Origin of the sequence: Corynebacterium sp. HMSC035E02 (assembly GCF_001836065.1) — a bacterium.
Classification (GTDB): domain Bacteria; phylum Actinomycetota; class Actinomycetes; order Mycobacteriales; family Mycobacteriaceae; genus Corynebacterium; species Corynebacterium hiratae.
Genome location: NZ_KV827341.1, coordinates 52,932 through 64,190, shown reverse-complemented (window position 1 = coordinate 64,190; position 11,259 = coordinate 52,932). Strand labels below are relative to the sequence as shown.

The 11,259-nt window shown below is 63.0% G+C and carries 10 protein-coding genes and 1 tRNA gene; 6 read left to right on the top strand and 5 right to left on the bottom strand.

Translation table 11 applies throughout. From position 1 onward, the window contains the following. Positions 1-342: 342 nt before the first annotated feature. Both HMPREF2635_RS06815 and HMPREF2635_RS06810 read right to left on the bottom strand, forming a co-directional pair. Entirely contained in the window at positions 343-987 is a 645-nt protein-coding gene (locus HMPREF2635_RS06815) for a rhomboid family intramembrane serine protease (RefSeq protein ID WP_070821465.1), read from the bottom strand. 71 nt (positions 988-1,058) lie between these two features. Next, positions 1,059-1,589, bottom strand: coding sequence for a peptidylprolyl isomerase (locus HMPREF2635_RS06810; protein ID WP_070681654.1), 531 nt, complete (start codon positions 1,587-1,589; stop codon positions 1,059-1,061). Between the two features lie 69 nt (positions 1,590-1,658). Between HMPREF2635_RS06810 and HMPREF2635_RS06805 the strand changes: the two genes are divergently transcribed. Further along, a complete protein-coding gene (locus tag HMPREF2635_RS06805) occupies positions 1,659-2,309 on the top strand; it encodes an HAD family hydrolase (protein WP_070821464.1) in 651 nt (216 codons plus the stop codon). Positions 2,310-2,313: 4 nt separating this feature from the next. Here the strand turns inward: HMPREF2635_RS06805 and metE are convergent, their stop codons facing one another. Together metE and HMPREF2635_RS06795 are read right to left on the bottom strand one after the other, a co-directional pair. Continuing rightward, complete coding sequence (metE, locus tag HMPREF2635_RS06800; RefSeq protein WP_070821463.1) at positions 2,314-4,578, bottom strand: 5-methyltetrahydropteroyltriglutamate--homocysteine S-methyltransferase; 2,265 nt, start codon at positions 4,576-4,578, stop codon at positions 2,314-2,316. Beyond that, positions 4,575-5,498 carry a methylenetetrahydrofolate reductase gene (locus tag HMPREF2635_RS06795; protein WP_070821462.1) on the bottom strand — a complete coding sequence of 308 codons (924 nt, stop codon included), beginning with the start codon at positions 5,496-5,498 and terminating at the stop codon, positions 4,575-4,577. Before HMPREF2635_RS06795 ends, metE begins: the two co-directional genes overlap by 4 nt. Before the next feature lie 364 nt (positions 5,499-5,862). Between HMPREF2635_RS06795 and HMPREF2635_RS06790 the strand changes: the two genes are divergently transcribed. The 5 genes from HMPREF2635_RS06790 to HMPREF2635_RS06770 all read left to right on the top strand — a co-directional run bounded on the left by HMPREF2635_RS06790 (position 5,863) and on the right by HMPREF2635_RS06770 (position 11,075). Beyond that, positions 5,863-6,705 carry a hypothetical protein gene (locus tag HMPREF2635_RS06790; RefSeq protein WP_046648673.1) on the top strand — a complete coding sequence of 281 codons (843 nt, stop codon included), beginning with the start codon at positions 5,863-5,865 and terminating at the stop codon, positions 6,703-6,705. Between the two features lie 166 nt (positions 6,706-6,871). Then, the gene (locus HMPREF2635_RS06785; RefSeq protein ID WP_049156598.1) at positions 6,872-7,075 is read left to right on the top strand and encodes a hypothetical protein; all 204 of its coding nucleotides are present in this window, start codon (positions 6,872-6,874) and stop codon (positions 7,073-7,075) included. A gap of 83 nt (positions 7,076-7,158) precedes the next feature. Continuing rightward, positions 7,159-8,733: an ABC transporter transmembrane domain-containing protein gene (locus tag HMPREF2635_RS06780; protein WP_070821461.1), complete on the top strand. Its 1,575-nt coding sequence runs from the start codon at positions 7,159-7,161 to the stop codon at positions 8,731-8,733. Then, on the top strand, positions 8,730-10,526 hold the full coding sequence (locus HMPREF2635_RS06775) for an ABC transporter ATP-binding protein (protein WP_070754297.1): 1,797 nt from the start codon (positions 8,730-8,732) through the stop codon (positions 10,524-10,526). Before HMPREF2635_RS06780 ends, HMPREF2635_RS06775 begins: the two co-directional genes overlap by 4 nt. A gap of 18 nt (positions 10,527-10,544) precedes the next feature. Next, complete coding sequence (locus tag HMPREF2635_RS06770; RefSeq protein ID WP_070821460.1) at positions 10,545-11,075, top strand: GNAT family N-acetyltransferase; 531 nt, start codon at positions 10,545-10,547, stop codon at positions 11,073-11,075. A gap of 57 nt (positions 11,076-11,132) precedes the next feature. Here HMPREF2635_RS06770 and HMPREF2635_RS06765 read toward each other — a convergent pair. Further along, a tRNA-Ala gene (locus HMPREF2635_RS06765) sits at positions 11,133-11,205 on the bottom strand. Between the last annotated feature and the right edge of the window lie 54 nt (positions 11,206-11,259).

The window sequence follows — 11,259 nt, the reverse complement described above, 5'->3', positions numbered from 1 at the left end:
TAGGAGAAATAAGTCTCCAAATCCCCCATGGCCAAGAGACTAAAACACCACCACCCACCCCGCAACCGGAGCGCTGTTAACACCTTGGGTACAAAGTTATCCACAGGGTGGGGATAACTCTGTGGAAAACGAATTCCACAGCCTTTCTCCACACCCTGTGGATAAGTGTTTTCACGCTTCCCACAGCCCGCACAAAAACTTCGAATTCAACCGATTAAGCTGCTGATCTGCGGTTATCTTGGCGCACACGTTCGGTAAATTACAAAAATGTAGTTATCCACAATGTGGATAACTTGTGTGGAATTCTTTCGCACAGAGGTTTTGGTGGATAACACGCCCGAGTTATCCCCAAAGCCCAGCTCGCAGCGCCGCTGCAACAGCAGCTATCACCCCGATAATCCAAATCCCCAGCCACCGCAGCCACGTGCGTTTGCGAAAGAGGAATGGTGCCAACAGCAGTCCTGTGAGCAAACCGCCCAAGTGCCCCCACACGGAGACGTTCTCCGCCACGAAGCTGTAGATAACGTTGGCCACCACGAGGACGATGGGTGCGCGCAGGTCTAGACCGCGGCTGCGGTACACACCAATGAGTAGTCCCATGAGCGCAAACAGGGCGCCGGAGGCGCCCACCGTGGGTGTGCCGAAATCCATCCACAGCACTGCGGCGGAAGAGCCCACAATGGAGATGAGATAGGCCGCTACATACAGCGCGCTGCCCAGAGCGCGCTCTACTTCCCTGCCCACAAAGAACAGCATCACCATGTTGACCAAAAGGTGCCCGGCATCGAGATGCATAAAGCCTGCGGTAATGACAGTTGTGGGGTGCTCGGACACTTCAGGGCCCCACAGCGTCCAATCTTGGGCCAGCAAGCTGCGATAGTAGGGCGTAGAGAGGGTCTTGGCCTGGATGGCCGTGACCAACCATGCCCCAATGCACAGCACCATGAGCACCAGAGTGGCCGGCGCCGAACGGAGATAATTCTTCACGCAGACTCCTAAAACAACGAGCCCGCCACCACATCACGTGGCAGCGGGCTCGGATGAAAAGTTAAGAACGCTTAGGCGATCTCGATGGACTCGATGACAACGTCCTCAGCCGGACGGTCCATGCGGTCGGTGGAGACCTTAGCAATCTTGGACACAACTTCCTGGGAAGCCGAGTCGGTGACCTCACCGAAGATGGTGTGGTGGTTGTTCAGGTGCGGGGTCGGCGCCACGGTGATGAAGAACTGGGAGCCGTTGGTGCCCGGGCCGGCATTCGCCATGGCCAGCAGGAACGGGCGGTCAAACTGCAGCTCCGGGTGGAACTCATCCTGGAACTGGTAGCCGGGGCCGCCACGGCCGGTACCGGTGGGGTCACCGCCCTGGATCATGAACTGGTCGATGACGCGGTGGAAAATAGCGCCATCGTAGAACGGGCCGGACTGCTCGCCCTTGGCGTTCTGGGTGGTGTAGTCCTTCTCGCCCTTGGCCAGGCCGATGAAGTTCTCAACGGTTACCGGTGCGTGGTTACCGAACAGGTCGATAACAATGTCACCGTAGTTGGTGTGCATCGTTGCAGTTGCGGTCTTCTGAGTCATGCCAGCCATTGTATGGAAATTTCGCCCGGTGCGTCGTTCCGGCACAACGCTGTGAGCGATCTGCGTAGGGTTACAAGCATGATCCGCGCCATTCTCTTCGATCTCGATGACACCCTCATGGACCACACCGCCGCGATGCACGCAGCCGTTGAGGAGTGGTTGCCAGGCGGGCATCACGAGCGCTTCGCGGAAATTGAAAAGAAGTGGTTCGCCGCCTACGAGCGCGGCGAGGTTTCTCATCAGGGCCAGCGGGTGGAACGCTGCCGCGAGTTCCTGGGCCGCCCGGAGATGACGGAGCAGGAGGCGCTGGCGGAATATGCCAAGTACCTAGCCGCCTACGAGAAGCATTGGTGCGCGGTGGAGGGCGCGCGGGAAGCACTCGAGTATGTCCTGGATTTAGGGCTCAAGGTCGGTGTGCTCACGAATGGGGCGCGAGACATGCAAATGGGCAAACTGCGGGCAGGCGGGCTCGACCTGCCAGGCGTTGAGCTCTTCCCCACCGTGGAGATGGGCCATCCGAAGCCGCACCGAGAGGCCTACCTTGAGGCTTGTCGGCGACTGGAAGTGGAGCCTGGCTCCACGCTGATGATCGGTGATTCGGTGGCCAATGATGTCGAGGGGGCCCGGGCCGCAGGGCTCCAGGCGCTGCACTTCGATAGGGCCGGAAACGGAGACATCGCCGCGCTCAGCGAGCTGACGGCGATGGACGGTTTAAATCCAGAGATTTAAACCTCTAGAGGCTAGAGCGGACCTCGTCGCGGGCGAGGACCATATTGCGCAGGGAGGCCTCGGTCTCCTCGTAGCCGCGGGTCTTCAGGCCGCAGTCCGGGTTGACCCACAAGCGCTCCACAGGCACGTTCTTGAGTGCCGCGCGGATGAGCTCGGCCATCTCCGCCACGGACGGGATGCGCGGGGAGTGGATGTCGTAGATGCCCGGGCCGATCTCGGAGTGGAACTTCTCATCGATGTCCTCGAGCAGCTCCATGCGGGAGCGGGCCGCCTCGATGGAGGTGACGTCGGCGTCGAGGCCGGCGACGGCGTCGATGATCTGGCCGAACTCCGAGTAGCAGAGGTGCGTGTGGATCTGGGTTGCAGGCTTCGCCTGCAACGAAACCACTCGGAAGGAACGCACCGCCCAGTCGAGGTAGGCCTTGCGGTCCTTCTCGCGCAGCGGCAACAGCTCGCGCAGGGCGGGCTCATCGATCTGGATGATGTCGATGCCGGCTTCCTCGAGGTCGCGGACTTCGTCGGCCAGCGCCACGCCGAGCTGGTCGGCGGAGACGGACTGGTGGACGTCATCACGCACGAAGGACCAGGCCAGGATGGTCACCGGGCCGGTGAGCATACCCTTGACGTGCTTCTCGGACAGGGACTGCGCGAACTTCGCCCACTCGGTGGTCATGGCCTTCGGGCGGGAGATGTCGCCAACCACGATTGGCGGACGGGTGCAACGGGAGCCGTAGGACTGGACCCAACCGTTCTCGGTGACAACGAAGCCGTCGAGAAGCTCGGCGAAGTACTGCACCATGTCGTTGCGCTCCGGCTCGCCGTGGACCAGGACGTCCAGGCCCAGGCGCTCCTGCAGCTCGATGACGGACTTCACCTCGTTGCGCAGTGCCTCGGTGTAGTCGGCGTCGGAGAGCTCGCCCTTGCGGTGTGCAGCGCGGGCGGCGCGAATTTCAGCAGTCTGCGGGAAGGAGCCGATGGTGGTGGTCGGCAGCTGCGGCAGGCCGAGGGCCTCCTGTGCCTTGTTGCGCTCCGCGAACTCCGGCTGGCGCTGAACCTGGCCCTCCGGCAGCTGCGCGGTGCGGTCCTGCACTGCCTGGTCGTGGGTGCGGGAGGACTCGGCGCGGGTGCGCACGGCGCGGTCAGCCTGTGCATAGGCCTCCGGGGTGTCCAGCGGGCCGGCGGCGAGTGCTACAACCTCGCGGATTTTCTCATCAGCGAAGGCGAACCAGGTGGCGACGTCCACCGGCAAGGAGGTTTCCGCCTCCACGGTGTGCGGCACGTGCTGGAGGGACACGGAGGTGGTTACGGAGACGTTATCGCCCAAGGTCTCCAGCTTCTCGCGCAGGTCGCGCAGGTTGGCGGCCCAGACGTTGCGGCCGTCGACCAGGCCGGCGGCGAGGTGGGTGGCCTCGGCGAGCTTGGCCACGCGCTCGAGGTAGGAATTATCTAGGGCCAGGGTGCCCACGGACAGATCCACCTGGACCGCTTCGGGCTGAAGCTCGGCGATGACGTCGAGGCCAGCGTTGAGGGAACCATAGGGCGTGGTCAGGTAAACCTGCGGGCGCTTCTCCGCGCCCAAGATGCGGCCGTAGGCGCTCTTGAGCGCGGCGGCGAGGGTGGCGTCGTCAGCGGCGGCGAGGTCGGCGACTAGGGCCGGCTCGGCGAGCTGGATCCATTCGACGCCGGCGTCGTGAAGCTCAGCCAATACGGTGAGGTAGGACTCGACTGCCTGATCGAGGTGGTCCAGGGGCTGCTTGGTGGCACCCTCGGCCTGCTTGGACAGTGCCAGCAGGGTCACCGGACCAACGAGGACTGGGCGCACGGTGTGACCGGCGGCGCGGGCCTCCTCGACGATCTTCAGCACGCGCTGCGGGCGGGCGTTAAAGGTCTGGTCATCGGTGATCTCAGGGACGATGTAGTGGTAGTTGGTGTCGAACCACTTGGTCATCTCCAGCGGCGCGGTGTCCTTGTTACCGCGGGCCAGGGTGAACTCATCATCGAGGCTCTCGCCCTGGGCAGCGCCCACGGTCAGCGCGGTCTCGAGGACGTGGTCGTAGTAGGCGACGTCGGCCGGGATGGCGTAATCCTCAGTGAGGCCCAGCTCCTTGAGGCGGGCGTAGGTGTCGAGGCGCAGGGAGTGCGCGGCGGATTCGAAGGTCTCGGCGTCGATTTTGCCGGACCAGTAGGACTCCAGCGCGCGCTTGAGCTCGCGGTGGGCACCGACTCGTGGGTAGCCCTCAATCGTGGCCTTGGGGAATGGTGCGGTCATGGGGTGACTCCAATTCGATGTAGCAGGTCAGTCGTAATGTCTGGATTGTTGTGCGTGTAGATGTGCAGCCCGTCGGCGCCGGCGTTCATCACCGACTTCGCCAACGAGGCCGTAATCTGCATGCCGATTTCTTTCTCTTCCTCGGGGGAGGTCGCTGCCGCGAGCTGGTCAAGGACCTTGGTCGGCCCGTCCAACCCGGACAGCTGGCACATTCGCTCCACCCGAGCACGGCTAGTCATAGGCATGATCCCGGGGATCAGCGGAATGCGCACACCCGCCAGCCGGGCGCGCTGGGCGAAGCGGACGTAGTCCTCCGCGTCGAAGAAAAGCTGGGTGATGGCGAAGTCTGCGCCGAGGCGCTGCTTGGCCAAAAGGACGTCGATATCCTCGTCCGGCGTCGCGGACTCGGCGTGGCCGTTGGGATAGCAGGCCACGCCCACCGCCAAGCGCCCGGCCGCCAAGCGCGCCACACGGTCGGATTCCCAGCGGCGGATGAGCCGGACCAGGGAATCAGCGTGCGGCAGATGACCTTCGGGCATGCCGCCCTCCGGCAGGTCGCCGCGAAGGGCGAGGAGGCCGCGGACGCCGGCGTCGACCAGCGTGTCGATCCAGCCAACGAGCTCTTCCTCTGTGCCGGCGGTGCAAGCCAGGTGGGCCAAAGGACGCATCGCGGTATCGCGCGAAATCTTCTCAATAAACGCCGCGGTTCCCTCCAGCCACCCGGAGCGCTGGGAGCTGGTGACGGCGATGTAGTCGGGGTTATACGCGGCGAGCGTGGCCAATAAGCGGTCAATCTTGGCGGCGTCCGCATCGTGACGCGGCGGGATCACCTCGAAAGAGAGAGCGGTGCGCTTGAGCTCCTTAGGCGTATCTTCGCTGATTTGGTCTAGTGGCGCGGATGCGGAGAGTCGCGGGGACATGCTCACCTCCTCTGCAGGTTATCGTTGTTTATCGTCGGTGTTGATGTCCCAAAACGTACCAAGCTGTCCATTTCTCGCGAAAGGGTTTTAGTATTGGTGATACCTTTAGAACCCAGTCAGCTGCACCGTTAACGCAAACCCACAATGAATAAAAACCCGCCTCATCCGTACAAAGCTGTCTATTTTCTTTGAACAGCTCGCGGCCTTTGCGCATATGGTGGCGGGACCTGCGCGCCGCCACTACGCTGAAAGGGAGTATCCAGCGCGAACGCGGGCACACCCCGGTTCGGCGCCGACAATCACTCCATAAACAGTTGTCCAACACACATCACCTCAGTATTGACATAAAGGAGCACCTGAGCCCATGAACCCCGCCGCCCTGTCCACAGCCATCAGCGCTACCTCCGCCCTGGTGGAGCGCCTCAAGGAACGCCGCGATGAAAAGGCTCGCGAGGCCTACTCCGTCCTGGAGACCGCCGCCGCCCGCATGGAAGAGCGCGATGGTGATTGGTTCTCCGAGGCCCGCCGCGAAGCGGGTGCCGTAACCAAGGCCGCGCACTCCCGCCTCGAGCGCGCCCTGGAGGAGCTGAAGGAACGCAGCGAAGAAGCCACCGAAAAGCTCTCCGAGGCTGCCGCGGAGGCCCAGGACAAGGCCTCCAAGCAGTGGGAGAAGACCCAGAAGCAGGCAGAAAAGAAGGCCTCCAAGGCCCGCAAGCAGGCTAAGAAGAAGGCTTCCAAGGCCGAAAAGAAGGCCCGCCGCATCAGCGGTAAGGACAAGAAAAAGGGCTCGAAGATCTGGCTGATCTCCGCGCTCGTTGCCGCTCTTGCTGCCATCGGCGGCGGCATCTACTACTTCTTCACCCAGAAGAAGGAGAAGGAGTCCGCCGTCCCGCCGCGCGTCGAAGACTTCTCCTCCCCGTCTGCACCGCAGGGCTCCACTTTGGTCTACACCTCCACCACTGAGGACGATGCCAAGAAGGAGTCCGACCTGGCTGAGGAAGGTGTCGTCGAGCGCGACGAGGAGCTGCTGGGCTCCCTGGATGAGCAGCTGGCCAAGCACCGCGAGGAAGAAACCGCTATTCAGGACGCCGTCGAGACCGAGATCGAGGTCAGCAACGCCGACAAGAAGGATGCCGACACCTCCCGCATCACCGACGACCACGAGTCCGAGGGCAAGCACCGCCTCCACACCGAAGAGGAGAACTAATCCCCCATCCTTGGGGGTGCGTGTTTCGTTGCCTTGATCTCACTCCTTTGCCTGCACGGGCCCGACCTGCTTGAATCGAGGGTTAATCGGCATCGATCGTGAAGGATCGGTGCCCGCGCGCAGTTTTGCGCCGCCACCGTATCAGCAGCAGGCAAGGAGATCAGGAATGAGCTTCGAATCACTCATCGTCAAGCTCAAGAGCGGGGACACCTTCTATTTTCCGGCCGGTGCCGTCAGCGGTGATCCGTCCACCCGCGTGGATAACCTGCGCTTTGCCATCGAAAACGGCACGCAGTTCACCTCCGTCGATGACTACGGCGTCGACCGCGAGTTCAACGGCTACGACGTGGACAACTACCACTTGGCTTAAGCCGCGTACCCCATTACAGCGATCCTTCTTTGCTGTAATCTGAATCACCACCTTATGCGCATTGCGCTATAAGATGAGTCCTTATGACTCACTATCCACGCATGCGGACGTGGTCGTGGTACCTCCCCGATGAACCACCTACCGGGGAGGTATCCCTCACTGAGACCACCGACTTCTCTCGGCCCGGCGCCGCCACGTGGCGGATGCTGGGTGCCCAACGCACCGGCGGCATCGGCATCTTCATCGCTACCCTCATCAACGCACCGCTGGGCGCATTAGTCTCGGTCATCATCGGCCACACTACGCAGTATGCCTTTTCCGATCCCTCCTGGCGCACCGTAGCCTTGCCGCTTGCGGCTACCGCGGTCATCCTCTACGTCGCCTATATCTGCGAAGCCACAGCGGATGCTTTCACGGATCTGAGTCAGGCCCGCAGCACCCACACGCTGCGCCTGAACCTGCTGGATAAGCTGCTGGGTGCCTCGACCGCCGGGATTAGCCCCGGCCGGCTGCTCAACACGATGGATGAGGATTCGCATTACATCGGCCAACTCAAGCAGATCCTCAACTTCCCACTCGTCATGGTGGGCTACCTCTTAGGCGCCGTGGTCAGCCTCTCCCCGGTTTCCTGGCAGGTCTCCGCCGCCCTACTGATCGGTGCCCTCGCCACCGCGCTGGCCTCGTGGGCCACCACTAAGCCGCTGACCAAGGTTGCTGCGCGCCGCCGCCAGCTGGAAAACACCGCGTTGTCACTCGCCACGGACTTCGCCCAAGGTTCCCGCGTTATCAAAGGCCTGGGCGCCAAGGACATTGCCCGCCAGCGCTTTTCCGACGCCGCTCACGAAGCCCTAACCACCATGCTCCACGAGGCCAAGCTGTCCTCCCTCATGGCCTGGGTGCGGCAGATGGTCCCCGCCTCCTTCGCGGTAGGCATCCTGGCCTGGACCTCCTGGGAAACCTTCGAAGGCCACATTGCCCCCGGCGGCATGATGGCGATTACCATGCTCGCACCCCCGGCATTGACCGCGCTCGGCGTATCGCTGGGCCTGCTCACCGAGAACTGGGCCCGGGCGCGCGCCTCCGTGGAGCGCGTTGGCGAGCTGCTGGGCCAGCTCGATACCACTACCGAGAAGACAACCGGCACGCCTATCGAGCTCTCCCCTGGCCTGCACGTGTGGATGCCCACGACCGCCGCGGGTCGCAGCACCGTGGATTCCTGGGTGCGCTACCTCAACGACAACGGCGCTTTGTGCCCGCCGCACCGCATCTCCGTGCTGGAAGGAACCCTGCAGGACAACGTCGATCCGCTGCGCGCGGCAACCCAAACCCAAACCCACGACGCCTTGCACGCCTCCGCCTGCGAGGACATTGTTATCCGCCTAGGCGGGCTAGGCCCGGGCGGCGAACTTCCCACCGCACCCATTGGTGAGGCCGGTCTCAACCTCTCCGGCGGCCAGCGCCAGCGCGTCGCCCTGGCCCGCGCACTCGCACTCGATCCCGACGTTCTCGTCCTGGACAACCCCACGACGGGGTTGGATTCGTTGACCCTGGCGGACGTCGCCAAGCGCGTGCGCGAACTGCGCGCCGACAAGACCACCGTGGTCATCACCTCCGCCTCCACGTGGGCCGCCAACGCCGATGAGGTGGTGGAGCTATGAGCCAACAGGATCGCGCGGATGCCTTAGCGCCCGCCTCCCCACAGGAGTGCCTGCGTTTTCTGAAGTCCCTGCCCAGTGCCCCCAGCAGGCTCGGCATCGCCCTCTTTTTCGGCCTGTTTACCGTCACCGTCATCATGATGAACCTGGTCTCCCAGGTGCTCGGCCGCGTCGTCGACATCATCCAGGGCGTGGAGCTCCCCGTCCTTGGCACGGGACGCACAGCCATGGTCGGCGCACTCATCGTCATCGCGGTGGGCTTCCTCGTGGAGGTCACCGGCCGCACCCTGGGCCGCTACCTGGTCACCTCCACCACCCGCCGCCTCTCGGTAGATCTGCGCACCTCAGCGCTGGATTCCACCCTCGGTGCCCCCGTACCGGCCGTCATGGAACTAGGTACCGGCAACATCATCACGCGCCTGTCCAAGGATATCGACACCGTGGTCATGGCCATCTCCATGATGGGTGACCGCCTGGTGCTCACCCTCTTCATGCTGCCGCTGACCGCGCTCATGATGATCTTCATCCACCCCGCCTACGCCCTGCTCTTCATCGCGGTGAGCTGCCTGCTCTACCCCTTCATCCGCGGCACCATGCGGGATATCCCCGCCATCGCCAACGAGGTCTCCTCGGTGGAGGCCTACCGCAACAACGTGCTGCTGGACACCATCCGCGCACTGGAGACCCTCCGCCAGTTCTCCCTCAAAGACTGGGCACACGCGCGCATGGAGCGCTACTCCTGGGACACGGTACAGGCCTGGGGTGACAAGGTTCCGCTCATCAACCGCATCGTTGGCCAGGGTGCCCTCGCCTTCGCGGTGCTGCTGCTGGGATCGGTCCTCATGTCCGTGCCCATGGTGATCTGGGGCTGGCTTACCCCTGGTGAGGCCACCGCCGCCGTGCTCTTGGTCATGCGCCTAGAGATCCACGTCTTCAACATCCTCTTCTTCGCCGGTGAGATTCAGCATTCCGTGACCTCCCTCGGCCGCGCCGTCGCCCTGGCCACCCTCGAGGACAGCGCGCACACCAGCGCGAAACTGAAGGACACTCCCCGGCTTAGCGACGCCCCCACCATCACCATCGAGCACCTCTCCTACGCTTACCCCGGTGGGGCGCCAGTGCTTAACGACGTCTCCCTGACCCTCACCGCCGGCACCACCACCGCCCTCGTGGGCACCTCCGGCGCGGGCAAATCCACCCTCGCCTCCCTCGTGGCGGGCCTGCAGTACCCCACGAAGGGAACCATCAGGCTCGACGGCATCGATACCGCCACGGTGCCGAATACCTGGATCACCGAGCACGTCGCCCTCATTACTCAGGAAGTCCATCTCTTCTCCGGCACGCTGCGCAGCGACCTGCTGTTGGCCAAGCCCGATGCCAGCGATGAGGAACTCTGGCGCGCGCTCAACACCGTGGGCCTTGATGAGAATTCGCGCTGGCTTCCCCAAGGCCTAGACACGCTCATCGGCGCCGGTAACGAAGAGATCGGCGCGGAGGCCGAGCAACAGCTCTCACTGGCCCGCATGATCCTGCGCCAACCGCCAGTACTCATCATGGATGAGGCCACCTCCGAGGCCGGCTCCGAGCACGCCGAGGTACTCGAACACGCCGCCAAGGCCGTCACCAAGGACCGCACCTCACTCGTCGTTGCCCACCGCTTGGACCAAGCCCGCGAGGCCGACCGCATCATCGTCATGGAACAAGGCCAGATCGTCGAGGATGGCACCCACGCCGACCTCATCGCTCTGGGCGGGCGCTATGCCTCGGCCTATGCCCAATGGGAGCATGGGAAATAGGTCTTCTCCGCGCCTACCATGGAGCTCATGCATCTTCTTTCCCTTACTGAAGCCGACCGCACCTATCTGGCCCGTATCAACTTCCTTGCCGATACTTTCGGCGATGAGCACAAGGAACTTCCTGAAGGTTTCGAGGAAGGTTTCGACTATTACCTCGGTGGTTGGGAGCCTTCCCGCGGAGGTTTCATCGCTTGGGAGGGCCACGTCCCCGCCGGTGGCGTGTGGCTGAACTGGGGTACGGCTGAACGCCATGGATTTGGCCACGTGGCGGAAGGTATTCCAGAGCTCGCATTGGCCGTGGAGCCCCGCTTCCGGGGCCAGGGTGTTGGCACCCTGCTGATCGACGCCGCCACTAACCTCTCCCGGGAGATGGGCGCCCCGGGCATTTCGCTCTCAGTGGCTAAAGACAACGACCGCGCACACCGCCTGTATCTCCATCTGGGCTTCGAGCCAGTGAGCGAGAGGGACGGCCACATCGTCTTAGTCAAGCGCTTCGACAGCAACGCCGATGCCAAAGACATCGACAAGGCCACATCAGAAGACAACTGATCAACAAGACCAGAAAGACCAGAAAACCTAAAAGGCGCTCACACAGTGAGCGCCTTGTGGAGCATAGGAGAATCGAACTCCTGACCTTCTGCTTGCAAAGCAGATGCTCTACCAATTGAGCTAATGCCCCAGCAGCTACATAGCGTACTCCTTGTGCGCCCGTCTACGAAATCATGACCGGCAG

Bases quoted from the DNA above. Each gene is read 5' to 3' on its own strand.
- HMPREF2635_RS06810 (WP_070681654.1), bottom strand. From the start codon at position 1,589: ATGGCTGGCATGACTCAGAAGACCGCAACTGCAACGATGCACACCAAC.
- HMPREF2635_RS06805 (WP_070821464.1), top strand. From the start codon at position 1,659: ATGATCCGCGCCATTCTCTTCGATCTCGATGACACCCTCATGGACCAC.
- metE (WP_070821463.1), bottom strand. From the start codon at position 4,578: ATGACCGCACCATTCCCCAAGGCCACGATTGAGGGCTACCCACGAGTC.
- HMPREF2635_RS06795 (WP_070821462.1), bottom strand. From the start codon at position 5,498: ATGTCCCCGCGACTCTCCGCATCCGCGCCACTAGACCAAATCAGCGAA.
- HMPREF2635_RS06790 (WP_046648673.1), top strand. From the start codon at position 5,863: ATGAACCCCGCCGCCCTGTCCACAGCCATCAGCGCTACCTCCGCCCTG.
- HMPREF2635_RS06785 (WP_049156598.1), top strand. From the start codon at position 6,872: ATGAGCTTCGAATCACTCATCGTCAAGCTCAAGAGCGGGGACACCTTC.
- HMPREF2635_RS06780 (WP_070821461.1), top strand. From the start codon at position 7,159: ATGACTCACTATCCACGCATGCGGACGTGGTCGTGGTACCTCCCCGAT.
- HMPREF2635_RS06775 (WP_070754297.1), top strand. From the start codon at position 8,730: ATGAGCCAACAGGATCGCGCGGATGCCTTAGCGCCCGCCTCCCCACAG.
- HMPREF2635_RS06770 (WP_070821460.1), top strand. From the start codon at position 10,545: ATGGAGCTCATGCATCTTCTTTCCCTTACTGAAGCCGACCGCACCTAT.